This is a genomic window from Micromonospora sp. CA-263727 (genome assembly GCF_050942455.1).
Taxonomy (GTDB): Bacteria; Actinomycetota; Actinomycetes; order Mycobacteriales; family Micromonosporaceae; genus Micromonospora.
Window position 1 is genome coordinate 4,087,958 of record NZ_CP192031.1, and the last position, 25,008, is coordinate 4,112,965.

Annotated in this window: 20 protein-coding genes and 1 pseudogene; 13 read left to right on the plus strand and 8 right to left on the minus strand. The window is 71.6% G+C overall.

Annotation, left to right across the window (positions count from 1 at the left end; translation table 11 throughout):
• Nucleotides 1–32: 32 nt before the first annotated feature.
• A complete protein-coding gene (locus ACQPYA_RS17945) occupies nt 33–1,652 on the minus strand; it encodes an ABC transporter substrate-binding protein (RefSeq protein WP_433528237.1) in 1,620 nt (539 codons plus the stop codon).
• A 219-nt stretch (nt 1,653–1,871) separates the two neighbouring features.
• Here ACQPYA_RS17945 and ACQPYA_RS17950 point away from each other — a divergent pair, with 219 nt between their 5' ends.
• Nucleotides 1,872–2,528, plus strand: coding sequence for a CGNR zinc finger domain-containing protein (locus ACQPYA_RS17950; RefSeq protein WP_433528238.1), 657 nt, complete (start codon nt 1,872–1,874; stop codon nt 2,526–2,528).
• A gap of 426 nt (nt 2,529–2,954) precedes the next feature.
• On the opposite strand, the gene ACQPYA_RS17955 is transcribed toward ACQPYA_RS17950, so the two are convergent.
• Nucleotides 2,955–4,160 (minus strand): IS256 family transposase, encoded by a 1,206-nt coding sequence (locus ACQPYA_RS17955; RefSeq protein ID WP_433533476.1) that lies wholly within the window; start codon nt 4,158–4,160, stop codon nt 2,955–2,957.
• A gap of 357 nt (nt 4,161–4,517) precedes the next feature.
• Between ACQPYA_RS17955 and ACQPYA_RS17960 the strand changes: the two genes are divergently transcribed.
• Nucleotides 4,518–4,874 (plus strand): hemerythrin domain-containing protein, encoded by a 357-nt coding sequence (locus tag ACQPYA_RS17960; protein WP_433528239.1) that lies wholly within the window; start codon nt 4,518–4,520, stop codon nt 4,872–4,874.
• Nucleotides 4,875–4,959: 85 nt separating this feature from the next.
• Here the strand turns inward: ACQPYA_RS17960 and ACQPYA_RS17965 are convergent, their stop codons facing one another.
• The 3 genes from ACQPYA_RS17965 to ACQPYA_RS17975 all read right to left on the minus strand — a co-directional run bounded on the left by ACQPYA_RS17965 (nt 4,960) and on the right by ACQPYA_RS17975 (nt 8,025).
• Entirely contained in the window at nt 4,960–5,583 is a 624-nt protein-coding gene (locus ACQPYA_RS17965) for an AAA family ATPase (protein ID WP_433528240.1), read from the minus strand.
• A gap of 11 nt (nt 5,584–5,594) precedes the next feature.
• Nucleotides 5,595–7,571, minus strand: coding sequence for an ABC transporter ATP-binding protein (locus ACQPYA_RS17970; RefSeq protein ID WP_433528241.1), 1,977 nt, complete (start codon nt 7,569–7,571; stop codon nt 5,595–5,597).
• Between the two features lie 133 nt (nt 7,572–7,704).
• Complete coding sequence (locus ACQPYA_RS17975; protein WP_433528242.1) at nt 7,705–8,025, minus strand: hypothetical protein; 321 nt, start codon at nt 8,023–8,025, stop codon at nt 7,705–7,707.
• Nucleotides 8,026–8,282: 257 nt separating this feature from the next.
• On the opposite strand from ACQPYA_RS17975, the pseudogene ACQPYA_RS17980 reads away from it, so the two are divergent.
• Nucleotides 8,283–8,957 (plus strand): annotated as a pseudogene (locus ACQPYA_RS17980) (helix-turn-helix domain-containing protein); the annotation flags it as partial.
• 696 nt (nt 8,958–9,653) lie between these two features.
• Here the strand turns inward: ACQPYA_RS17980 and ACQPYA_RS17985 are convergent.
• A complete protein-coding gene (locus ACQPYA_RS17985; RefSeq protein WP_433528243.1) occupies nt 9,654–10,586 on the minus strand; it encodes an AraC family transcriptional regulator in 933 nt (310 codons plus the stop codon).
• Nucleotides 10,587–10,667: 81 nt separating this feature from the next.
• Here ACQPYA_RS17985 and ACQPYA_RS17990 point away from each other — a divergent pair, with 81 nt between their 5' ends.
• From ACQPYA_RS17990 to ACQPYA_RS18035, 10 genes are all read left to right on the plus strand, one after another.
• Nucleotides 10,668–11,489: an NAD(P)H-binding protein gene (locus tag ACQPYA_RS17990; RefSeq protein WP_433528244.1), complete on the plus strand. Its 822-nt coding sequence runs from the start codon at nt 10,668–10,670 to the stop codon at nt 11,487–11,489.
• Between the two features lie 292 nt (nt 11,490–11,781).
• On the plus strand, nt 11,782–12,411 hold the full coding sequence (locus ACQPYA_RS17995) for a response regulator transcription factor (RefSeq protein WP_433528245.1): 630 nt from the start codon (nt 11,782–11,784) through the stop codon (nt 12,409–12,411).
• A 29-nt stretch (nt 12,412–12,440) separates the two neighbouring features.
• Nucleotides 12,441–13,046, plus strand: a complete 606-nt coding sequence (locus ACQPYA_RS18000) for a response regulator transcription factor (protein WP_433528246.1) — start codon at nt 12,441–12,443, stop codon at nt 13,044–13,046.
• A gap of 123 nt (nt 13,047–13,169) precedes the next feature.
• Nucleotides 13,170–14,477 carry a diaminobutyrate--2-oxoglutarate transaminase gene (gene ectB, locus ACQPYA_RS18005; RefSeq protein WP_433528247.1) on the plus strand — a complete coding sequence of 436 codons (1,308 nt, stop codon included), beginning with the start codon at nt 13,170–13,172 and terminating at the stop codon, nt 14,475–14,477.
• 9 nt (nt 14,478–14,486) lie between these two features.
• Nucleotides 14,487–15,419, plus strand: coding sequence for an ornithine carbamoyltransferase (locus tag ACQPYA_RS18010; protein WP_433528248.1), 933 nt, complete (start codon nt 14,487–14,489; stop codon nt 15,417–15,419).
• Nucleotides 15,413–16,651 (plus strand): MFS transporter, encoded by a 1,239-nt coding sequence (locus ACQPYA_RS18015; protein ID WP_433528249.1) that lies wholly within the window; start codon nt 15,413–15,415, stop codon nt 16,649–16,651. The genes ACQPYA_RS18010 and ACQPYA_RS18015 overlap by 7 nt, the downstream gene beginning before the upstream one ends.
• Nucleotides 16,644–18,953, plus strand: coding sequence for a lantibiotic dehydratase (locus ACQPYA_RS18020; RefSeq protein WP_433528250.1), 2,310 nt, complete (start codon nt 16,644–16,646; stop codon nt 18,951–18,953). The genes ACQPYA_RS18015 and ACQPYA_RS18020 overlap by 8 nt, the downstream gene beginning before the upstream one ends.
• A 4-nt stretch (nt 18,954–18,957) precedes the next feature.
• Nucleotides 18,958–20,454 (plus strand): amino acid adenylation domain-containing protein, encoded by a 1,497-nt coding sequence (locus ACQPYA_RS18025; protein ID WP_433533533.1) that lies wholly within the window; start codon nt 18,958–18,960, stop codon nt 20,452–20,454.
• 34 nt (nt 20,455–20,488) lie between these two features.
• Nucleotides 20,489–20,743: a phosphopantetheine-binding protein gene (locus ACQPYA_RS18030; protein ID WP_433528251.1), complete on the plus strand. Its 255-nt coding sequence runs from the start codon at nt 20,489–20,491 to the stop codon at nt 20,741–20,743.
• 1 nt (nt 20,744) lies between these two features.
• Nucleotides 20,745–23,018, plus strand: coding sequence for a lantibiotic dehydratase (locus ACQPYA_RS18035; RefSeq protein WP_433528252.1), 2,274 nt, complete (start codon nt 20,745–20,747; stop codon nt 23,016–23,018).
• 175 nt (nt 23,019–23,193) lie between these two features.
• On the opposite strand, the gene ACQPYA_RS18040 is transcribed toward ACQPYA_RS18035, so the two are convergent.
• Nucleotides 23,194–23,985 carry a 2-keto-4-pentenoate hydratase gene (locus tag ACQPYA_RS18040; RefSeq protein ID WP_433528253.1) on the minus strand — a complete coding sequence of 264 codons (792 nt, stop codon included), beginning with the start codon at nt 23,983–23,985 and terminating at the stop codon, nt 23,194–23,196.
• Entirely contained in the window at nt 23,985–24,968 is a 984-nt protein-coding gene (locus ACQPYA_RS18045) for a class I SAM-dependent methyltransferase (RefSeq protein ID WP_433528254.1), read from the minus strand. Before ACQPYA_RS18045 ends, ACQPYA_RS18040 begins: the two co-directional genes overlap by 1 nt.
• Nucleotides 24,969–25,008 lie beyond the last annotated feature (40 nt).

Below are 25,008 nucleotides of genomic sequence, written 5' to 3' on the forward strand. Positions count from 1 at the left end.
TCGTGTCCGGCCCGCCGCAGGGTCAGACCGGCTTACTGGTCCTTCCAGACGTCGTGCAGGCGCAGCCGGGACGAGGCGTCGAGGGAGACACCGTGCAGCTTGACCGAGGCGCCCACGGCCGTGGTCAGCTCGACCAACGGGATCCCGTAGAGCTTGTCTACGATCTCGCGCTGGGCGGCGGCGAGGAGTTCGGCGCGCTTGGCGGGATCGGGCTCGGCGGCCTGCTCGTCGAGGGTTGCGTCGAGGCTGGTGGCCGGCACGTGGAACTGGTTGTTCAGCTTGCTGCTGAAGGTGCTGCGCAGCACGTCACCGTCGGCTCGGGTGACGGTGGTCAGGATGACGTCGAACGCGCCGCTACCCAGGCTCTCGACGAAGGTCGCCTGATCCTGCTCGACCAGGGTGAGGTCGATGCCCACGGCCTTGGCGTACTGCTGGACCAGTTCCAGCAGCGTCTTGTTCCCGACGGCACCGTTGGTCCAGACGGCGCGGACCACCAGGCGTTTGCCGTCCTTGACCCGGATGCCGTCGCTGCCGGCGATCCACCCCGCGGCGTCGAGCACCTGCTGGGCCTCCTGCGGCGCGTGGCGCAGTTGCTGGCCGAGGTCCTCGTGGGCGGGGGTGGCGCTGGACAGGATGCTGGTGGCCGCCTTGGTGCCGGGCACGTAGTTGACGGAGGCGATCTGCTGCCGGTCGATGGCCAGCGAGAGCGCCTTGCGGACCGCCAGGTCGGAGATGATCGGGGCGTCGTTGCGGGCCGCGAGTTGGAATCCGATGCCGCCGTTGGTCTTGACGACCAAGGCGGCGCCGCTGGACTCCAGCAGCGTCACATCCTGTGCGGAAACGCCGGCGATGGCGTCGAACTCGCCGGACTGCAGGCCCCCGGTACGGACGCTCGACTCACTCACGATCCGGAAGCGGGCGGATTCGAGGTGTGCCTCCCCCTTGTTGTCCCACAACTGCGACGCCCACGCGTAGCCGCTGCGCCGGGCGAGGTCCACGCCTTCTCCCTCGGCGTAGCGTTCCAGCACGAACGGACCCGAGGCGATGACGCCGGCGCACCGTTGGTCTGCGGTCCTGGCCAGGCTAGCCGGGGCCACGATGCCGAGCTGGAAGGTGGAGGTGGCCTGCAGGAACTGGGCGTTGGGCGCCTCGAACCGGACCCGCACCCGGTTGTCGTCGAGCACGTCGCTGCCCTGGTACCCGCGCAGGTAGCCGACGCCGGTGGCGGCCCGTGCGCCCAGGTCGACCAGGGTGTCGAAGTTCTTCTTGACGGCTTCGGCGTCGACCTTGCTGCCGTCGGAGAACGTCGCGTCGGTGCGGAGGGTGAAGGTGAAGGCGGTGGCGTCGGCCGATGTCTCCCACGCGGTGGCCAGCCAGGGGAGGATCTCGCCGTTCTCCGGGTCCTGCTCGGTCAGCGAGTCGACGATCTGACGGGCCCAGTACCCGGCATCGAGGCTGGTGACCTGCTGCGGGTCGGCGCATCCCGGGTCGGAGAGCACGGCGAAGGCGAGCGATCCGCCCTTGCGCGGCGCGGTTGCCCCGGCCGTCGACGACCCGTCGCTGTCCTCCGTGGAGCAGGCACCAAGCGTGGCGACCAACCCCAGTGCGACCATCGCGGTGGTGATGAACGATCTCGGATACGAAGACTTCATTCCTTCACGTGCTCCTCTGTTGTCGCCGCCACGAGACGAGGTGAGGCTCGCACCGGGGGGTGGCTGTCGGTAGCCGACCGGATGACCACGGGCAGCAACGTACGGTGATGTCGCGTCAGCGGGCAAGACACTGATGATGTGATTCCAATATGTGGAACACGGTCGCGCGGGGGGATGGCGCGGCTCACTAGGCTCCCAGGAGGGTCGGGAAGGGAAGAGATGGCTGAGCAAAATTTCACGGACGGTGACGATCGGGCTGGGCGAAGATTGCCCCGGACGCGGTTCCCGGATCCGGTCGACAACGCCCGTGGCTGGCGCTTCATCTGCCGTTCGGACTGCCTGTGTCTGGACTTCGCCGCCACCCGCACCGGAGTGGGGCGTCGCGACACCGAGCGCCTGACCTCGCCGCACCTGCTCCAGGAGTGGTGCCAGCGGGTCGATCTGGCGACCGTCCCGCCGCCCTTCGGCGCGGCGGATCTCGATGCCGCGCGGGTCCTGCGTGAGGCGGTCCACGCCGTTGCCCTGGCGGTGGTCCACGACCATCGCCCGGTCCGGTCCGACGTGGACACGATCAACCGTTTCGCCTTGTCGCCGCTGGTCCCTCCGGTGCTCGACGCCGAGGCGCGCACCGCGCGGCGACCGCCGCTGGGCACCGCGCAGGAGGTGTTCTCGATGATCGCCCGGGACGCCGTCGACCTCTTCGGTGGTCCGCTGCGCGCGCGCATCCGCGACTGCGAGCACGAGGACTGCACGGTCCTGTTCGTCGATACCTCTCGATCGGGAAACCGCCGGTGGTGCGCGATGTCGCCCTGCGGCAACAAGATCAACGCTCGCCGGTACCGGGCCCGTCAGCGGATCTTCGGCGTACCCGACTGAACGGTCGGGGGCGGGTCGCTGCGCCGCCCGCCGCTACCGCAGGATCGCTACCGAGAGTAGTTTTCCGGATAATGCGGCGCCGCGGTGTTGTGGTGCTGGGGCCCTCCGGCACTGCGCGATACATCACCCGCAATTCCCCTATGCCAGATAGGATTTATGACTACCTCGGGAGCGGCCCGCGCCGCGTCCCGCACGATCCGTTCCGGTATCGCGCTGTCCGCGATCGCCCCAAGCCCGAGCCCGAGCCCGCCGATCCCACTACCCAACGCAGGCAGGCCAAGGTCCATGTCCGGCTTCAAGATCACACCGGATACCGGACCGAGTGGCTATTTCTGCGCTTCGATGCCACTCGATCATGGACAACGTTGTTGCGTTAGCGGTGTGGGGGAGTGTCAAGTTAACGGCTGATCTTGGTTGTTGAGGTGGTCAGTGGTTGGCCGGGGTGAGCCGGCCTTCGAAGGCGATCTGGAAGGCGTTCAGAGGTGCCTTCCAGCGCATGGTCCAGCGCCGGCGGCCCGCGCCGGTCGGGTCGAGGCTCATCAAGGCCATGTAGACGCACTTGAGTGCGGCTTGCTCGTTCGGGAAGTGGCCACGAGCTCGCACGGCCTTGCGGATACGGGCGTTGACCGACTCGATCGCGTTCGTGGAGCAGATGACCTTGCGGATCTCGACGTCGAAGGCGAGGAACGGTACGAACTCCGCCCAGGCGTTCTCCCACAGCTTCACGATCGCCGGATACTTACGGCCCCACGCCTCGGCGAACTCGAGGAACCGCTCGGTGGCGGCGTCCTCGGTCGGTGCGGTGTAGACCGGCCGCAGCGCTTTGGCGATCTTGTCCCAGTCCTGCCGGGCGGCGTAGCGGAACGAGTTGCGCAGCAGATGCACCACACACGTCTGCACGATTGTGCGCGGCCAGACCGTCTCCACCGCCTCCGGCAGTCCCTTGAGCCCGTCACAGACCAGCATGAGCACGTCGGCCACGCCGCGGTTCTTCAACTCGGTGAGCACGTGCAGCCAGTGCTTGGCGCCCTCGCCGCCGTCACCGGCCCAGATACCGAGGATGTCACGGTGGCCGTCGACGGTGACCGCCATGGCCAGGTAGATCGGCCGGTTCGCGACCTGCCCGTCCCTGATCTTGACGTTGATGGCATCGATGAACACGACCGGATACACCCGGTCCAGGGGCCGGTTCTGCCACTCCGCCATGCCGTCCATGACCTTGTCCGTGATCGTGGAGATGGTCTGCTTGGACACCTCAGCGCCGTAGACCTCGGCCAGGTGCGCGGCGATCTCCCCGTGGGTCAGGCCCTTAGCAGACAGCGACAGCACCATGTCGTCGACACCGGTCAGGCGCCGCTGCCGCTTACGCACGATCTGCGGCTCGAACGTCCCCGCCGCGTCGCGTGGGACCCGCACCTCGACCGGCCCGACGTCGGTGAGCACCGTCTTGGTCCGGCTGCCGTTACGGGTGTTCCCGCTACCCCGACCCGCCGAGTCATGCCTGTCGTAGCCGACGTGGTCGGTGATCTCCCCGTCCAACGCCGATTCGAGGACCCGCTTCGTCAACTGCTGCAGCAGCCCGCCCTCGCCGGTCAGCTTCAGCCCGTCCCCACGAGCCCGATCGACCAGCATCGCGATCAACTGCTCATCCGTGACCGCACCCACCGGCCCCACGGCCGGCTGTCCCACGGTGGCCTCGGTCGTCATCTGGCGTCTCTCCCTTGATCGGTCAATCAGCCGTTATTTGTACAGTCCCGCGTTTACGGACTGTGGGCATGGCAGTCTTTCGCTCTTCCGTCAGCTGATCTCGATGAACTACGCTTCGGGGAGCGTCGCGTGTCGGTGGCAGGCCGTGTCAGGCATGGAGGCGTCCGACCGAGGGAGAACGACGATGTTGACGTCGTATCCTTCGTCTTCGCGTGACTGAGCGCGAGACGACCAGGTTCGTCGCCTGGAGCCGTGAGCTTCGCCAGGTGCACGCGCGTCTGCGTGAGGCGCTGGACCTCACGCGCGGTGCTGCTGTACTGCCACGGGTTCTGCGCGGCCCTGGACGGGCATCATCGGGGCGAGGACCACACTCTGTTCCCGGCGATCGAGGCGCTGCACCCGGAGCTGAGGCCCGTACTCCGCCAGCTAACCCAGGACCACTCGATGATCGCGCACCTGCTCGCCGGCCTCCAAGCCGCGGTCGATCGGGCCGCGCCGGCAGCCGAGTTGGATCGTCGCCTTGAGGGCGTCGCAGCCATCATGGAGAACCATTTCCGGTACGAGGAGCGTCAGCTGCTCAGCGTGCTCGAGACGCTTGCGCTGGATGCGTCACCCGGGGAGGTCCTGGGCCCGCTGTGAGCAGCCCGGACCCGCGAAACAGGGGGCCCGGGCTGCTTCGGCTGGAATGTCAGAGCGGTTGGCGCGGCGAAGGTCCGTACCGGTTTCAAGAAGCCGGAGCCGGAGTGGCGATCTCGGCGGATTCGCGGGCGCAGTGCCGGCAACGCCGTGGGCAGGGTGTCTGTGGTGTCGCACTGTCGAGGCCGCTGGTGCGCAGGATCGTGGTGACCGTCTCCTCGAAGGTGTTGGTCTCGGCGATGACGGTTTCTCCGGGAACGCCCAGCAGGTCACGGTGGGCGTACCAGCGGCGCATCTCGTCGGGGGTGACGGGAATGGGCTCGTTCCGGTTGAGGTGGCGGCGGACGGTCTCGTCGAAGGACACGTCCAGGTAGAAGAGGGCGACCGGTCCGGCATGGCTGTCGGTGAGCTGGTGTAGGACGGTGGCGTAACGTTCGGTGTGCAGGATGCCTTCGAGGATGACGTGGTAACCCAGGTCGAGGGCGGTGCGGGCGGTCGCGGTGATGAACTCCGGTGCGACTGGGTCGATGCGGGTGCTGTCGTGTTCCCGAAGCAGAGTGCGGCGCAGGTAGTCCTGTTCGAGGAGTGCGGCTCCGCGTCCGAAGCGGCGGCGGACCTCGCGGGCGGTGGTCGTCTTTCCGCTGCCGGAATTGCCGCGAATGATCAACAGTGTCGGTGAGCCTGGCGGGTTCACAGGGTTCGGCGTCGACATGGTGTGGCCTCTCAGGCGGTTGCGGTCTGCCGGGGCAGCGGTGCGGCGGTGCTGGCCGGGGTGGTGTCGTAGCCGGCGGCCTGGAGGGTGAACAGGTCGGCGTACCGTCCGCCGGCGGCCATGAGGTGATCGTGGGTGCCGGCCTCGACAAGGCGACCGTGGTGCAGGACGTAGATGCGGTCGGCGTGGCGGACGTTGGCCAGCCGGTGACTGATCAGGATCGTGATCCGGTGCCCCTGCCGGTCCCGGATCGCCTGAAACAGGGCGTCCTCGGCGCGGGGGTCGAGGGCGGACGACGGTTCGTCCATGATGAGCAGGTCGGCGTCGCGCAGGAACCCGCGGGCGGCGGTGATGCGTTGCCACTGCCCGCCGGAGAGGTCCTGCCCACCGGCGAAGGTGCGGTCGAGCAGCGTCTCGTAGCCGCGGGGCAGGTCGCGGATCATGTCGTGGGCGACCGCGCGGGCGGCGGCGGCCTCGATGCGGTCCTGCTCCGGTGTGGTGGTGATGTCGCCGATGGCGATGTTCGTGGCGGCGGTGAAGGGCCACTTGTGGTACTCCTGCGTCACCACCGCGATCCGGGCCCGCAACGCGTCGGTGCCCCAGTCGTCGGCGGGCTGGCCGTTGTAGCGGATGGCGCCGGCGCTCGGCGTGCGCAGGGTGGCGATCATGGTGGCTAGGGTCGACTTGCCGGAACCGTTCTCCCCGACGAACGCGACCGTCTGCCCCGCCTCGATAGACAGGCTCACCTCGTCGACGGCCGCGGCGTCACGGTCGGGGTAGCGCAGGCAAACCCCTTCGACGGTGATCTGCCGCAGCCGCTGCGACGGCCCGGTGTGGCCCGCGTGGGTACGCGGTTCAGGAAGGTAGTCGGCGGCGCGGGACATGAATCCGGTGTAGTCGCGGAAGTGCTGGCCCTCGGTGTAGACGCGGTCGATCTGGAAGGTGACCACCGCCAGGGACCGTTGCGCGGCCTGCACCGCGATAACGCAGGTCGCGGCGGCGGCGAGCGGAATCTGACCGTCGATGAGCAGCAGGCCGAGCAGCACGTAGACCACGGCGGTGGCGATCCCGCCGATCATCGCGCCGACCGTGGTGGTCGTGGTGACCCTGCGGGCCAGCGCGAGTTGGATGCCGGTCTCGACACCCATGACCCGGTCGTACTGGTCGAGCAGGAAACCCCGCAGACCGTAGGAGCGCAGCTCCGGGGCGGAATCCCGTTCGGCCATCAGCCGGTGCAACAACCACAGCCGGCGCCGCCGTACCGATCCGGCGGCATACGTCTGGTAACGCAGGTGCCCGGCCCGCAGCGACGCCCACCCGTTCGGCACCGTCGCCACCAGCAACGCCAGCAGCAGCAACGGATGCACCACCACCACGGCGACCGCGACCGCAAGAACGCCGGCCAGGCCGGCGAGCAGGTTCATCGACGCCTGCACCAGGCCGGTGGTCGAGGCGGCGCCACGGGAAGCGCGTTCCATGTCGTCGGCGAACGCGTCGGCGTCGAACGCCTCCAACCGCACCGCCGTGGTCACCTCGAACAACCCCCGCTCGACCTCCCGATCGACCTTCGGGGTGAGGCCGTTCTGCGCGTACCCCATCGCCGTCGCCATCCCGGCGCGCAGCGCGGTCACCGCCGCCAGAGCGACCAGCGCGGGCAACGCGGCGAGCACCTTGTCCGCGGTCGGCCCGCCAGCGAACAACTCCACCAGCACCCGCTGCGCCGCGAGGAGCCCGAACGCCGACATCACCCCCGCACCGACCGTCGTGGCAGCGACGACCGACGTACGGACCCGATCGGCACGCCAACTCACCACCAACGCGGACCGGACCAGGCGCGGCAGCTCGGAGAACACGGCGAACAGACCCGCCTGCGCCCGCGCCCGCACCCCCGTCTCCCACCACAACTCCCGCAGCTCCGGCAACACCGAATCCCGCCGTGCAGCCCCCGCAGGGGCGGACTGATCGTCGAAGTGGCGTGTTCTGGGCATGGAGATACCTCCCGACAACGAGAAGGACGCGGTACGAACGCGGGTAGTGCGCGACGGCGGAGGCGCCGGTGCCCCCGCCGGTGATGTCGGCTGGTGTCGCCGGGAACTGTGCAGGCAGCGGTCAGGCCGCCAGTCAGGTGGCCGTGCCGCCGTCTTCGAGGTAGAAGCCGCACCCGTCAGCGCGGGCCCGCAACGCCTCAGCGATCCGGCGGGCCGGCAGCGGCCGTGGCCGCTGGCCTGTCTGTGGCGGGTCGGACCAGGCCCAACCCCTCAACGCGCCAGGCGGCGGCACGACCCCTGCCGCTATTTCCAGTGTGGGGATGCCACCGTCGTAGACCACCACGACGTCCTCCGCGTGCCCGTACCTGGCCGGCACCGGGTCGGTGACCAGCGGCCCCACGGCCGTCCGGTTACGAGGCGGGCCGGCGGTCAGGTGGCGGCGTTCGGAGGGCATGCAGGGACCGTAGGACGCGGCCGGGGCGACACGCCCGCAGCGCCGTGCGCCGACAATGTCGGCAGATGCCGACAGCACCGCGACCGCCACCGACGAGGTCAGCGCCACCGCCGTGACACTCCCCCACTGGCTCACGACCTGGGCGATCACGACACGGCCGGCAGCCGAGCCGGGGGACTTTCCGCACTCCCGAAAACGTCGCAGGGCACGGCTATGGTGTCCGCTTATCGTGACCGCAGCGACCGGGGGTGGCAGCGATGGGCGACCACGACGAGATCACCGCCGCCCGCCGCGCCCTCGGCCGTCACCTCGCCCGCCTACGCAAGGCCGCCGGCCACACCCAGCACGCACTGGCCCGGCTCGTGCAATACGGACGCAGTTCCGTGGCGAACACCGAAACCGGCCGCCAACACCCCGAACAGCCGTTCTGGACCCGCTGCGACACCGTGCTGCGCACCGGGGGAACACTGACCGCCGAATACGAGCGAATCGCCGATATTCACCACCAACGCCGCCACCACCAGCCGGCCCGCGCCGCCCGCACCAGTCCCCCGTCCGGCGGTGCCGAGATGCTGTGGGAGACCAAGGACCGCATCAACGCCCGCCGGCTCGCGCTGACCTCCACCGGCGACGACGACGCCCGGCTGGCACACCTGGAAGGCGAGATCCAGAAGGCGATCGCGGACAACGAACACCCACCCGCCCGCCTCCTCGCCCGGCTTCGTCCGCTGCGGGCCAGCGCCGACCAGCTCATGACCGCCCACCAGCACCCACCACAACGCGCCCGTCTCTACACCGCCGCCGCCCACCTGGCCGGCCTCCTCGCCGCCCTCGCCCTAGACATGCGCGTCTACCACATCGCACACGCCTACGCCGCCGAGACGTTCGACCTCGCCCACGCCGCCCGACAGCCCGACACCCAGGCATGGGCTCGCACGATCCAAAGCCTCGCCGCCTTCCACACCGGCGACCTCCACGACGCCCTCGCCTACGCCGAGGACGGTCTACGCCACGCCAACATCGGCCCGACCTGCCCCACCATCAGCGGCAGAGCGTCGGCCCCCGCCCACCTCGACAAACGTCCCGACATCGACCGTACGTCCGCTCCGCCGTCCCAGCACGAACCGTCATCGAACGCCCCGGTCACCATCGACCTCGACCCGGTCGGCCCCACCAGGCCACGACCAACCCGGCGACCACCCGCCCAGCCTCCGGCGACAGCAGCCACGTCGTCGACCATCTCGACGTCGGTGCTCTGGTGCTCGCCGGTGCCAGGATCGGACTTCGAGGCGCGCAGATAGGCGGCGATGCCGCCCGGGGTGGGATTCACGTCCCACGCGAGACATGTCCGTGGCGCGCCATCTCCCGATCCCGTCGCCGCACCGTCGCCGCGCCGTCACCGACCAGCGCCAGCGAACGGCGCGGTCCTCGGATCCGCAGCGGCACGACGATCCGGCCGCCGTCCGACAGACATCTGGGTCCGGTTGAGTCTGTCCAGCGGCTGGCGTCGTCTGCGGTTCCGTCGTGCGGTTGGCTGGATCGTTGCAGACAGCGCGAGATCTTCCGGGGGCCCGTTCGGCGCGGGTTAGTTCCAGTGCGTGCGGGCGGGGCTGGACCGCTCCGGCGGTTCAGCGCCCTGATCGGTGGGGCGGTCGGCGGTGGTCGCTGGGCCGCGAGCCGCGTACCCGTTTGAACGCCACGCTCAACGCGAACGCCCCGGAGTAGCCGACCCGCCGGGCGATCGCGTCGACGGTCAGGTCGGTGTCGCGCAGCAACTCGACGGCGAGGGCAATCCGGCAGCCTGTCAGGTAGGTCATCGGCGGTTCGCCGACCAGCGCCGTGAAGCGGCGGGCGAACGCTGCCCGCGACATCCCGGTCTTCGCGGCCAGCTCGGCCACCGTCCACGGGCGCGCCGGACTGTCGTGCATCAGCCGCAGGGCGCTGCCCGCCCACGGGTCGTCCAGGGCGCGGCACCAGCCCGGGGCGTCGTCGAACCACCCGCGTAGCGCCGAAACCAGGATCAGGTCCAGCAACCGTTCCAGCACCAGCTTCTGCCCCGGCCGGTTGCGGGTCACCTCCTCGGCCATCGCGTCCGTCGACGGGATCTCGCTGCCGGCGGCGGGCACGACCAGGAGGCCGGGCAGGGCCTGCGGCAAACGGCCGCTGAGCCCGCCCCGGCCTTCGAACGCCCCGCTGAGCAGCACGGGGCTGTCGTCGGGGCCGTCGTCGTCCCGCCTGCCGCAGGAACGCGTCGGCCCGGTGCCGCCGGGGCAGAAGTCGGCCGCGGTGACCGTCCACGTCGGGTCCGACGACAGGGCCGACGATGGGGCGTCGGCCACGGCGTACGGCACGTCGCCGCGCACGACGGCGACGTCGCCCTCGGCGATGCGCACCGGATCCCGCCCGTCGGCGAGCACCCAGGCGTGGCCTCGCAGCATCGTGGCCAGCATCAGCGGGGCGCCGGTGGACATCCGCAGCGCCCAGGGCGGCCGCAGGACCGTCGGCCGGAACACCGCGCCGCGGCCCCACACATCCGCCAGCAGCTCGGAGACGGCATCCACCGCCCGGAGTGTAGACGCCGTGACATCGATCGGATCGTCCAGAGCATGGATCCCCGCGTCCCGTCCCGGTTGGCTCGGGTCATGAACGCACAACCGATCCTCGTCACCGGGGCCACCGGCAAGTCCGGCCGCCGCGTCGTCGCCCGTCTGCGCGCCCGCGGGATACCGGTGCGCGCGGCGTCCCGCACCGGCGAGCACCTCTTCGACTGGACCGACCCCGGCACCTGGGACGCCGCGCTCGACGGCGTACGCGCGCTCTACCTGGTGCAGCTCAACGGCAGCCGGCTCGTTCGCCGGTTCGTCGACAGCGCGGTGCGCCACGGAGTGCGGCGCATCGTCCTGGCCTCGGGCCGCGGCCTCGACGATCCCGACTACATCCAGGGCAGCGGAGACATCCGGGACGCGGCGCTCGACAGCGAAGCCGCCGTACGCGACAGCGGGCTGGAATGGACGATCAGCCGCCCCGGCTGGTTCGCGCAGACCTTCACCGAAGGCCTCTACGCCAACGCCGTACGCGCCGGAGAGCTGCGCCTGCCCGCCGGCGACGGCGCCGCCAGCTTCCTCGACGCCGACGACGTCGCCGCGGTGGTGGCCGCCGCCCTCACCGAGGACGGCCACACGGGCCAGACCTACGAGCTGTCCGGCCCAACCGCTGTGACGCTGACCGAAGTCGCCGCCGCCCTCTCCGAGGCCACCGGCCGCACCATCCGCTACGTGCCACTGTCGAGGCGGAAGTACGTCGCCGAACTCCTGGGGCAGGGCGTACCGGCCACGCACGCCGAAGCGCTCGCCAACGTGGCCGAGTCACTCCGCCTGGGCAAGGACGCGCACGTCTCCGACGGTGTGCAGCGCGCTCTCGGCCGCCCACCACGAACCTTCGCCGAGGCGATCCAGGGCGGGTAGCCCGCCACGGCGTGAACGACGGCGGCGGTGCCCTCGCCGCCGCGGCGACGGCGCGCGGTGCGGGTTCTCGAACTGGCCGGCCGCGGCCCGTCCGGCTGCCGCAGGCGCGCCGATTCGGCGCATCGGGATGGCCTACCCAGATTCTCTCGGCCCGGGCGCGGGAATCGGCCGGGGCGGCCGGGCGGGCCGGGCCGGAGCCCCGGTGCTCGGGCCCATCCGGTGGGCGGGTCGGGCGGAATCCGGGTATCCCGACCCCATGTATCGCCCGCACGGCAGCGCCGAAGGTGGTCACGTGGCATCACGGATACCCCTCCCGCGGCCGGCCGGCGACGAACGGTTGCGGGCCTGCCTGACCACGCGGAGCCCCCGGGCCCGCATCGGCCTGACCGCCCTCCTGAAGCGGGCCGGCGCCCAGCTTGAGCCGCAGCCGGAGAAGTCGCCGCCGACGGTCGTCGTGGCCGTCGGGCGCAGCGTCGAGGAGGCGGTCGACACCTGCCCCGCTTCGTACCGGCACGGGGACTATCCCCTGCTGGTCGTGGCGGACGAATTCTCCCCGTCCGGGGTGCGACGCGCGTTGCAGGGCGGGGTCCGCGTCATGCTCCTCTCCGCCGAGGTGACGCCGAACCACCTGCGCGCCGCCCTGCGCTCGGCGCGGCACGGTGACGGGCGGCTGCCGTACCAGGTGCTGGTCGGGTTGCTCAACCGCTCGGCGGCACCGGTCCGGCCGATCGAGAAGCTCACCATCCGCCAGTCCGAGGTGCTCAACCTGATCGCCGACGGGCACGGCAACGCCGCGATCGCCCGCGTCCTGTCGTGCTCCGAGCACACGGTGAAGAACGTCATCTACGACCTGATGGCCCGGCTACAGGTCAACAACCGGGCGCAGGCGGTCGCCCAGGGAATCCGTACGGGGCTCATCTGAACTGTCCGGTCGACGGAAGGAGCTTGGCCATGGGCGACCCGGTCACGGTCAACGTGATCGCACTGGATCCCGTGCTGGAGTCCGGTACGACCACCGCGTTGAACGGCACCCCCGACCTCGGTGTGGTCACCCGCGACGAACCGGCGTCGGTCACAGTGATCATCGGAGACAAGGTCGACGACCTGGTCCTCAACCTCGTCCGGACGACGCGCGCCAGCAGTCACCGTCCGGAGATCGTCGTGCTGGCCACCGACATGGCACCGGCCCAGGCGTTGCAGACGATCGCCTCGGGGGCGCGCGGGCTGCTCTGGCGCCGCGACGCCAGCGCCGCTCGGCTCACCCGCGCCGTTCTGGCCGCCGCGAGCGGCGACTGCACCGTGCCACCCGAGATGCTCGACCGGCTGCTGGAGATGGACGGCCCGGGCCGACCGGACCCACCGGGCGGCGGCCTGAGCGAGCGGGAACGGGCGGTGCTCGGCATGGTCGCCGAGGGCCGAGAGACCGACGAGATCGCCCGGGAGCTGTGCTACTCGTCGCGGACGGTGACCAGCATCGTGCACGACATCACGCACCGGTTCCGGCTCCGCAACCGGGCCCACGCGGTCGCGTACGCGCTGCGCGCCGGGCTGCTCTGAGCCGGCACCGGGAAGAACCGGCATCCACACCTACCGGCGCTTCTCTGCCTCGCACCGGAGCAGCAGGCGAGGCTGACGAAAACACCCGAACCACAGTCGCCCTTTTCGAGAATGCGGAGATCGATGACGACCACACTGGCTTCGGCCGAACCGCTGACCGACGACTTCTCGGTCTTCGAAGAGTTGGAGTCCAACGTCCGCAGCTACTGCCGGAAGTTCCCGGCGGTGTTCCACCGGGCCAAGGGCGCCGAGTTGTACGCGGCCGACGGCCAGGTGTTCATCGACTTCTTCTGTGGCGCCGGCACCCTGAACTTCGGCCACAACAACGACTTCATCAAGCGCCGGTTGACCGACTACCTCGCCGAGGACGGTCTGGTGCACGGCCTGGACATGTACACGTCGGCGAAGCGGGAGCTGCTGACCACGTTCACCGAGACCGTGCTGCGCCCGCGGGGACTCCGCTACAAGGCCCAGTTCTGCGGCCCGACCGGCACCGACGCGGTGGAGGCGGCGCTGAAGCTGGCCCGCAAGGTGACCGGCCGGACCGGCCTGTTCGCGTTCACCGGCGCCTACCATGGCATGTCCCGTGGCTCGCTCGGCGTCACCGGCAGCCGGAGGGCGCGGCGGGCCGGCGGGGTCAGCGGACAGGACGTCACCTTCCTGCCCTACGAAGACGGCCCGCAGGGGCCGTTCGACTCGATATCGCTGATGGAACGGCTGCTCTCCGACCCCTCCTCCGGTGTCGACGTGCCGGCCGCGGTCATCGTCGAGCCGCTACAGATGGAGGGCGGCGTCTACCCGGCCTCGGCCGAGTGGATGCGGCGGCTACGGGCGGTCACCGAACGGTACGGCATCCTGCTCATCGTCGACGAGATCCAGGCCGGCTGCGGGCGCACCGGACGGTTCTTCTGCTTCGAACACGCCGGCATCGTGCCCGACATGGTCACCGTGTCGAAGGCGATCGGCGGTTATGGCCTGCCGATGTCGCTGGTGCTGTTCCACCCCGACCTCGACGTGTGGCAGCCCGGCGAGCACACCGGGACGTTCCGTGGCAACCAGTTGGCGTTCGTCGCCGCCACCGCCGCCTGCGATCTGTGGCGGCAGGAGGAGTTCCAGCTCGGGCTGGTCGCCGCCGCGGACCGGCTCGGCCAGTTCGGCCGGGACCTCGCCGCCGAACATCCCGGCATCGCCGTGCGGGGGCGGGGCATGGTCCTCGGCATCGACCTCGGCGCGGCCGGCGGCGGCGAACGCGCCGAGCGGGTGCAGCGCTACGCCTTCGAGCACGGCGTGGTGGTGGAACTGTGCGGCCGCCACGACGAGGTGATCAAGATTCTGCCCCCGCTGACCATCGACCTCACCCTGCTCGACCGTGGCCTCGGCGTCCTGCGCGACGCGCTGGTGATGGTCGACCGGCCGGGTGTCCTGAGCTAAGGAATCGCCATGGCTGATCGCCGCCACCTCATCTCCCTCGACGACCTGGATGACTCGGACCTGCACCGGATCGTGCGACGCGGCGTGTGGCATGCCTCGGGCGGTCGCTCCGAGGCGCTACGCGACGACATCGTGGCGGTGCTGTTCCGCAACACCTCCACGCGAACCCGGACCGCCTTCTCCGCGGGGGCGCTCCGCCTCGGCGCGCGGCTGATCACGTACGGGCCGGACGACCTGCAACTGAACACCGGTGAGACCGTCGAGGACACCGCGGCGGTGCTCTCCCGCATGGTGGACCTGCTGGTCGTCCGCAGCGCCGCCGGAGAGGAGGTACGCGAGTTCGCCCGCTCGGACCGGATGGGCGTCATCAACGCGATGAGCGCGGCCGAGCATCCGACCCAGGCGCTCGCCGACCTCACCACGATGAGCCGGCGCTTCGGGCGGGTGGAGGGCCTGCGGGTGCTCTACGTCGGCGAGGGCAACAACACCGCCGCCGCGCTGAGCCTGGGGCTCACCCGGTTCGCCGGCACCGAGTTGCACCTGCGGACGCCCCCGGGCTACGGGGTGGCGCAGTCCTTCATCGACCGGGCAGAGCGGCACGCCAAGGCCAGCGGCGCCCACCTCGACCAGCGCCACGATCTGCGGGACCTGCCGCAGGTCGACGTCGTCTACACCACCCGCTGGCAGACCACCGGCTCGACGAAGCCCACCGCCGACTGGCGGGACCGGTTCGCGCCGTTCCGGCTCGACCAGGCGCTGATGGACCGGTGTCCGGGCGCCGTGTTCATGCACGACCTGCCGGCCCACCGTGGCGAGGAGGTCACCGCCGAGGTTCTCGACGGCCCCGCGAGCATCGCCTTCGAGCAGGCCGAGAACAAGTACCACAGCGGACGGGCGGTGCTGGAGTGGTGCGCCGGTCGCCTGCCGGCCGAGCCATGGTGACGGCCGGACGCCACGCCCGGGTGGGCGTCTACGCCGCCGGGGCCGTCTCGGCGTTCGGCACCCAGATGACGATGCTGGCCCTGCCGTGGCTGGTGCTCGAGAGCACCGGCTCGGCGACCCGGACCGGCCTGGTCTTCGCCGTGCAGGTGCTGCCGATGGCCGTGCTCGGCTTCGTCGGCGGCAGCGTGCTTCAGCACCTGGGCGCCCGGCGGACCATGCTGCTCGGCGACCTCACCCGGGCACCGCTGGTGGCGCTGGTCCCGCTGCTGCACTCGGCCGGCCTGCTGGAGCTGTGGGTGCTGCTCGGCCTGGTCATGCTGATCGGGCTCTGCGGGGTGCCGTACGCCGCGGCGCAGCGGGTGCTGACGGTGACCCTGATCGGTGGCGACGACCCGCGTGCGCTGACCCGCGCCTACGGTGCGCTCGACGGGATCTACAACGTGGCGGCCGTCGGCGGTCCGGCCGCCGCCGGCGCGCTCATCGTGATGGTGGGTCCCACCACGGTGCTCTGGCTGGACGCGGCGTCGTATCTGGTGTCGTTCCTGGTGCTGCTGCTCCTGGTGCCCCGCTCGGCCGCCAGCGCCACGGCGCCGGCCGACCAGCGCGGGCCGCTCAGCGGTCTGCGGTTCCTACGCCGGGACACCTTCCTCGGCCAGGCGGTGATCTCCACGGTGCTGTTCGGTTTCGCCCTGCGTTCGCTGGCGGTCACGCTTCCGGTGCTCGCCTTCCTGCGCTTTGGTCAGGACGCCCGCACCGGTGGCCTGCTGGTCGCCGGTTCCGGGGCCGGCGCCCTGGCCGGGTCACTGCTGACCTACCTGGTCGCCACCCGGATCGCACCGGCGCCACTCGCCCGCGTCGCCATGGTCCTGGTCGCGGCCCCGCTCTGGTTGCTGCTGCTGCCGACCCCGCCGACGGTGCTGATCGTGGCCGTGGCCATCTCCTCCGCCGCGGTCACGGTCTCCAACGCGCCGTTCGCCGCGATCATCAGCCGTCGGGTGCCGGAGCAGTTGCTGCCCAGCGTGTTGCAGACCGTCATCACGATCAGCAACATCGCCGGCCCGCTGGGGCTGTTGCTCACCGGCGTACTCATCGAGCGGGCCGGGATCTGGGCGAGCCTGGCGCTGGTCGCGACCATCGCCACGGTCGCCGCCACGAACGCGCTGTTCGCCCTGGTTCGGCTGGAGCGCAACCCCACGGTCCCGACTCCCGAAAGGGCCCTGACCCATGCCTGATCCCACGCTGGCCGGCGGCTGGCGCGTCTGGCGGCAGTTCGCCCTGCGGGGCCCCGGGTTTCCCGCCGAGGGCGTGCTACGCCTCGCACCGCCGGGCCTCGGCGAGGCCGCCGACAAGTTCGGCGAGGGCACCGCCGGTGCCGCCATGTCCGGCCCCGACTGGGACGCGTTCGTCGACTCCTTCGGGGACGCGGCCGTCCGGACGGCGGGGACGCTGCAACAGATCGCCGCCCAGCCCTCCTTCCAGGCAGCGGTGGCCTGGCAGAACCGGGCCGTGCTGCGATCCGGCATCGCACCGTTCCTGGCCTGGCAGCCGTCGGCCGCCGGGCGGACCAGCATGCCCCGCCAGCGCGAGGAACTCGTCGCGCACTACTGGCAGCGCTTCTGCGTGAAGAACGACACCATCGGCTTCTTCGGGCCGGTGGGCTGGGGCCGGTTCGACCCGGGTGTCCCCGGCGTCGAGGTGGCGTCCGGCGACCGGCTCATCGCCCGCTCCGAGGTCTACTTCTCCAGCTGGGCAATTGACGCCCTGGCCCGCAGCATCGAGGCCGATCCCGCCGTCCGGCGCTGGCTGCCCCCACGACGGGTGGCCTTCGTCCGGGTCACCGGCGACACGGTCACCATGCCGGGCCGCCCACCGGCTCCGATCGACGCGCTCGGCCGCCGGGTCCTGGCGCTCTGCGACGGCGTTCGTACGCCCGAGACGATCGCGACGGCGGTGGGCGAGTCGCCGCCGGCGGTGCTGACCGTCCTGGGTGAGCTGCTCCGACGGCGCCTCGTCGTCTGGCGGATCGAGGTGCCGGCGAGTGCCCATCCCGACCGTGAGCTGCGCCGCCGCCTGGAGGCCATCGGCGACCCGGAGATCCGCGAGGCCGCGCTGGAGAAGCTCCGGGTCCTGGAGCGAGCGCGGGAAGGGTTGCGACCGGTGGTACGCGACCCGGAGGCGCTGGTGCCGGCGCTGGCCGCGATGGAAGCCTCGTTCATCGAGCTGACCCGGTCGGCGGCGCAGCGCGACAAGGGCGCGAAGTCCGCGCCGTGCCGCGCGCTGGCCTACTCCGACTCGTTACGCGAGGCCACGGTGCGGGTCGGACCCGCCGTGGTGGACTCCCTGGCTCCGCTGTCGCTGTGCCTGACCGCCGCCCGCTGGCTGGTCCACCAGTTCGCCGACGTGGCCCTGGCCCGCATCCGTGCGGCGTACGAGCAGTTGCGGGCCGACAACTCGACCGTGCACCTGTCGGAGCTGTGGATGCGGTGCATGCCGAACCCGTACCACGGCGCGCCCGAGGACGCCGAGCGGATCAGTCAGCGACTGCGGCAGCTCTGGTCGGAGATCATCGCCGCGCCGGCCGGTGCCCGTCGGGTGCATCGCAGCAGCGCCGAACTCGCCGCCCGGGTGCGGGACGTCTTCGACGAGCCGGGCCGGGGCTGGAGCCTGGCCCGGTACATGAGCCCCGACGTGCTGCTCCTCGCCGCCGACGTGGCCGCCGCGCGGCGCGGCGACGTCGACGTCGTCCTCGGCGAGATGCACGTCGGCACGAACACGCTGACCCAGTCGCTGTTCGTCCTGCAACATCCCGACGCCGCCGAGCTGTTCGCCGAGACCGACATCGACTACCCCGGCCCACGGCTGATGCCGATGTTGCCGAAGGAGTCGGTGCTGCTCCGCTGGTCGACGCGCAACCGTCACGCGCTCATCCGCCCGGCGGACTACCTCGTCGGACCGGTCGACCACACCGCCGACCCGCACCGGCCACGCACCCTGATGGGAGCCGACGTCCGGGTGGACGAGCGCGACGGCGAGCTGGTCGCGGTGCTGCCCGACGGCGCCGTCTTCGACCTGCTGGACGTGTTCGGGCACGCCCTGACCAACCAGGTGATGAACCGCTTCTCGTTGCGACCGGCCGGTGACCACGCTCCCCGGGTCGTCATCGACCGGATGGTGGTCAGCCGCGAGTCATGGCGGTTCCCGGTGGGCGACCTGGCGTTCGCCGCCGAGAAGTCCGAGCCGCGACGTTTCGTGCTGGCCCGTCGCTGGCGTGACTCGCACGACGTGCCCCGGTTCGCCTTCGTCGTCCTGCCCACCGAACCCCGGCCGTTCTACGTCGACTTCGACAGCCCGGTGTACGTGAACATCCTGGCCAAGGCGGTTCGCCGGCTGCACCGCCGCGACCCGGCGGGCGCGGTGACGGTCACCGAGATGCTGCCGGCGCCGCACCAGACGTGGCTGACCGACGAGCAGGGCGCCCGCTACTGCGCCGAGCTGCGGTTGGTCGTCGTGGACCAGACCTCATCCGGGAGCTGAAATGATCACGACCTTCGTCCAGCACCTCCCGGACAACGACCGGACCGCGGTGGTCACCCCCGACGGCCACCTCACCTACCGGCAGCTGGGGCAGCGGATCAACCGGCTGGCCCGGGTGCTGGCGCACCGCGGGATCGGCCCCGAACGGGTCTGCGTCGTGGCACTCGAACGCGGTGCCGACCCGGTCGTGGCGATCGCGGCGATCGTCCGCGCCGGGGCGGCGTTCCTCGCGGTGGATGTGGACCAGCCCGACGGCCGGATCGCGACGTTCGTCCGGGGCGCGCACGCGGTGGTGACCAGCCCCGCGCTGGCCGGCCGGATGGCCGGTCTCGACCTGCCCGAGACCGTGCTGCTCGACGGCGACCGGATCGACGGCGGCACCCGCGACACCGAGGGGCCGGTGGTGGAGCTGCCCGCGGCGGTGGCACCCCGGTCGCTCGCGTACGTCGGTCACACGTCCGGCTCCACCGGCACCCCGAACGCGGTCCTGATCGAGCATCGGTGGCTGCACCCGTACCTGCGTTTCATCGCCCGCGACTACGGCCTCGGGCCGGACACCGTCGCCCTGCAACTGGCCCCGCTCGGCTTCGACGCGGCCATCCGGGACACCTTCGCGCCGCTGGTCGCCGGCGGCACGCTGGTCCTGCTGCCGCGCGCCACGCTGCTGCGTCCGGCCGACCTCTTCGCCGCCCTCGCCGCGTACCGGGTCAACACCATGCTGAGCGCCACCCCGACGCTGCTCAGCTTCCTGGCCGGGCAGCCCGGTTCCGCGGCGCACCTGGCAGGGCTCCGTCTGGTCGCCACGACCGGCGAGGCGGTGCGGCCCTTCCTCGCCGCCGGTGGCCGCGAGCTCATGCCGGGACGCATGATCAACCAGTACGGGCCGACCGAGATCACGATGACGGCGACCCGGTTCGAGGTACCCGGCGAGCCGGAGACGGCCGACATCATCGGCCGACCGATCGACGCCGTGCCGGTCCGGCTGCTCGACGCCGAACTCAGGCCGGTGCCGCCGGGCGCCGACGGCGAGATCTGCATCGGCGGTCCCGGTGTCGCCCGCGGCTACGCGGACGCGCCGGCGCTGACCGCCGAGCGCTTCGTCCCCGATCCGGACGGTCCGCCGGGCACACGCCTCTACCGCACGGGTGACCTGGCCCGTCGCCGTCCCGACGGCACGCTGGAGTTCCGCGGTCGCCGGGACCGCCAGATCAAGATCCGGGGTTACCGGATCGACCCGGGCGAGATCGAGGGGGTCCTGCTGTCACACCCCGACGTGACCGGCGCCGCCGTCACGACCGCGGCGGACGGGCGGGCCCGCCCGTACCTGGTGGCACACCTGACCGGCGACCTGGCGGCGGTGACCGACGCGGCCCTGCGCTTCCACCTGGCCCGGACGCTGCCGCCGCACATGATGCCCCGCCGGTTCGACCGGCGGGTCCGGTTCCCGACGACCCGCACCGGAAAGATCGACCGCCTCGCTCTCGCCGGCGAGAGCCGATGAGGCGCCGCACCTCCATCATCGAAAGGGAGCGATCATGACCGACGACACCCTCGTCGCCCCAGTCGACCTCACGGACCTGATCACGGAGATCTACCGCGAGACGCTGCTCAACCCGAGCCTCGACGCCGACAGCGACTTCTTCGAGGCCGGCGGCGACTCGCTGGCCGCCTTCCAGGTGACCGCCCGGCTGCGGGACACGATCGGCGCCGACGTACCGGTGGCGCTGGTCTTCTCCTACCCGTCGCCGGCCGACCTGGCCGGCGTGGTCGAGACCGATCGGGTCGGCTGAGATGGGCGCCACGAACCCCGAGATCCGGCTGGGCGGGCGGTGGCGGCTGTGGGACCAGTTCGCCCTGCGGGCGCCCGGCTTCCCGGCCGACGGCGTGCTGCGCCTGGCCGCCGGGGAGCTGACGCTCGCGGCCGACCGGCTCGACACCCGCCTACCGCCGGCCACCGCGCAGTGGCGGGCCTTCGAGGAGGCGTACCAGGCGGCGGCGGTCAAGGCGTTCCTGACGCTTCAGGAGGTGGCGGTCTCGCCCGAGTACCAGATGGCGGTCGCCTGGCAGAACCCGGCGCTGCTCGGCCGCGCCGTGCGTCCCTTTCTCAACTGGACGTCGACCGCGAACCGGACCAGCCAGGTGCGGCAGCGGGCGGACCTGGTGGCGCACTACTGGCAGCGGTTCACCGTCAAGAACGACACGATCGGGTTCTTCGGTCCGGTCGGCTGGGGCCGGTGCGACCCGGCCGTGACCGGTGCCCTCGTCACCGCCGGCACCGGCCTGGTCGAGGAGTCCACCGTCTACTTCGCGAGCTGGGCGCTGGACGCCCTCGCCCGCCGCCTGGGCGCCGAACCGGACCTGCGTCCCTGGGTGGCGCCGCAGCGGGTGCCGTTCGTACGGGTGGACGGGGACACCGCCGCGCTGCCCGGCCGGCCGGCCGTCACCCTGGACCCGCGGCTGGCTCGCGTGCTCGCGCTCTGCGACGGCACCCGTCCGGCCGTGGAGATCGGCCGGCAGGTGGGCGACGACGCCGGTGACGCGATCGACGAGCTGGTCCGTCGCCGGCTGGTCGTGTGGCGGCTCGACCTGCCCGCCGACGCCTATCCGGAACGACACCTGCGGGCCTGGCTGGACCGCGTCGGGGATCCCGTGGCCCGGCAACGGGGCCTCGACCAGCTTGACCGCCTGGAGCGGGGCCGGGCGCGGGTACGGGCGGCGAGCGGGCCGGACGAGCTGTTGACGGCGCTCTCCGCGCTGGAGGGCGATTTCACGGAACTCGCCGACGCGAGCGCGCGGGACAAGAGCGACACCACCACGCCCGGCCGCCGGCTGGCCTACTCGGACAGTCGCCGCTCGGCGAGCGTACGCCTGGGCGACGAGGTCGTCGCCGCGCTGGCCCCGCTCGACCTCATGCTCACCAGCGCGACCTGGCTCACCTCGGCGGTGGCCGACCGGGTCCGCGAGCGGGTCCGGCGGGTCTACGACTCGACCGGTCCGGTCGACCTCGCCTCGTTCTGGTTCACCTGCATGTCGATCCTGCACTCCGACGCCGTCGCCGACGCCGCCGAGTTGCAGCGGGAGTACTGGGCACGCTGGGACAGCGTGCTGCATCTTCCCGAGGACGCCCGCCGGGTGCACCGGTCGCTGTCGGAGGTGTCCGGGCCGCTGCACGAGGCATTCCCGGCCGAGGGGGGTGGCTGGCCGACGGCCCGCTACCTCAGCCCGGACGTGATGATCGCCGCGGACGACGTCGAGGCGATCGGCCGGGGCGAGTTCGAGATCGTGCTCGGTGAGTTGCACGTCGCCATCAACACCCTGGGCGCCTCGCTCTACCTGAACCAGCATCCGTGCCCGGAGGAGCTGTTCGCGCTGACCGACCGCGACCATCCACTCCCCCGCCTGATGCCGGCCACGGCCAAGGAGAATCGGGCCCGGCTGTCGACGCGGATCCGGTACAGCCTGGTCCGGCCGGAGGACCAGGTGGTCGCGCTCACCGAGCTGACCACGCGACCGGGGCGGCCGGGTAGCAGCAACAGCGCCGACGTCCAGGTCCGGTCCCGGGGCGACCAGCTGGTCGCGGTGCTGCCCGACGGGGCCGAGTTCGACCTGTTCGACGTCTTCGCGCACGTGCTGACCACGCTGGTGATGGACCGCTGGCGCATCCTGCCCGAACGGGACCACACGCCCCGGGTCACCGTCGACCGGCTCGTCCTGGCCCGGGAGACGTGGCGGTTCGACGCCGGTGACCTGGCGTTCGCGGCGGAGAAGAACGAGGCCCGGCGGTTCGTGCGGACCCGCGGGTTCCGGGCCGCCCATGGGTTGCCCCGGTTCGTCTTCGTCACCTCGCCGGCCGAGCCGCGCCCGCTCTTCGTCGACTTCGACAGCCCGGTCTACGTGAACCTGTTCACCAAGGCGGCCCGCCGCCTGGCGACCCATGACGCCGAGGCCCGGATGACGGTCGCGGAGATGCTGCCCACCCCGGAGCAGACCTGGCTCGTCGACGACCGGGGTAACCGCTACACCTCCGAACTGCGCCTGGTCGCCTTCGACACCGCCGCCCGCTGACCCCGGGCACCGCCACATGGTCCCCGCGCCGGGCGCGGGGACCATGTGGCATGCGCCGCGTCCACGCCCGTGCCCGGCAGGACGGTCCGCGGGCGGCCGGGCGGCCGGCACGCCGATTCGCCCAGGCGCCGTTGTGGGCGCCTGGGCGACGGGCAGACAGGGTGGAGCAGCCGGATCAGGTCGACCCGCGGGTCGTCAGGGACACGCTGCCCAGGGCGTCGAAGGACGCCTGGACGGTCTCGCCGGGGAGCAGGTCGACGGCCGCTGCCAGGGAACCGGAGAGCACGAGCTGACCCGCCCTGATCCCGGTGCCGAAGCCGGCCAGGATCCGTACCAGACACGCCACCGACTCGGCCGGATGGCCCATGACGGCCGAGCCGGCGCCCGCCCGCACGGCCTGGCCGGCGCGCAGCTGCATACGCTCGGCCGCCAGGTCCGTCGCGTCGGGTGCCACGCCGGCGCCGACCACGGCCAACGCCGAGGAGGCGTTGTCCGCGACGGTGTCCACGAGACCGATCTGCCAGTCCTGGATCCGGCTGTCGAGCACCTCCAGGGCCGGCAGCACCTCCGCGGTGGCGTCCAGCACGTCGCGCGCCGTCACCGTCGGCCCGGCCAGGTCCTGCGCGAACCGGAAGGCGATCTCGCCCTCGATCTTCGGTGAGATGAAGCGGCCCAGGTCGAGTTCGGCGCCGTCGGCGAGGACCATCCGGTCGGTCAGGTAGCCGAAGTCGGGATGGTCGATGCCGAACATCGACTGGATCGCCTCGCTCGTCGCGCCGATCTTGAGCCCGGCGAGGACCGCGCCGGAGGCCAGGTCCAGACCACGCAGCTCGCTCTGGACGGCGTACGCGTCCGCGAGATCGAGGTCCGGGTGCCGCTTGGACACCGGCGGCACCGGCCGGCGGGTCCGCCCGGCGTGCCAGAGTTCGAGCGCGAGGTCGCGGTGCAGGGCCGTCGTGGTGCGCACTACTTGACCGCCACGAAGAGACGGCCACCGGGCACGCCGAGCGGCACGCACTCCGTCTTCGAGAAGCCCGCCGCCTCGAACGTGTCCCGCCACTCCCGCTCGGTGGGCAGGTGCACCCGCATGAAGGTGGCGTGCAGGTAGGTGAAGAGCGCGCTGAACCGCCGCTCGGGTCCGGGCGCGTAGGAGACCGCGTCGGCGACCGCCAGGAACCCGTCCGGTTCGAGCGCGGCACGGCAGGTGCTCAGCACGGACCGGGCCACCGACCGATCGGCCATCACGTCGTGCATGACGAAACAGGCCAGGATGGCGTCCGCGCCCTGCACCGGGCCGGGATCGTCGACCAGCGACTCGACCGGACGCTCGACGACCCGGAGCCGGTCCTGAACCCCGGCGGCGACGGCGGCCTCCCGCGCCGCATCGCAGGCGCGACCGCTGATGTCGAGGGCCACCCCGGTCCGGGCCGGATCCTGCCGCAGCAGCTTGATGAGCAGCCCTCCGGCGCCGGCGCCGAGGTCCGTGACGCGCCGGGCGCCCGACGAGACGACCCGGTCGATGATCGCCGGGTAGAACGCCCGCTCGCCGATCCATCGGGAGCTGAGCGCGACCCGCCGCCCGTCCCGGTGGTGCGTCCGGTAGGCCGTCTCCGGGTCGGTCAGGAACTCCCGGGCATTGCCGAGGAACGGGCCGTTGGCGGTCATCGACCAGGACACGTATCCGGCCGCGTACCGCTGGTCCGGGTAATCCCGCGCCGCCTGGTACCGGTTCGGGATCTCGGTGTCGACCACCAGCCCCGCGGCGACCAACGCCGCGAGGTAGTCGGTGACGCCGTCGGGCGGGAGGTCGGCCAGCTTGGCCAGATCCGCGGCGCTGAAGGTGACGCCCGAGTCCAGCAGCTGGTCCACTCCGAGTTCCGCGCCGATCTGTAGAAGCGCGGCCACCGCGGCCAGGTCGGCCGCGGTGGCGAGCGAGGACTGGTCTTCCATGGTTCCTCCCGTACCGCTTGACGCGGTCTCTCAGATCTTG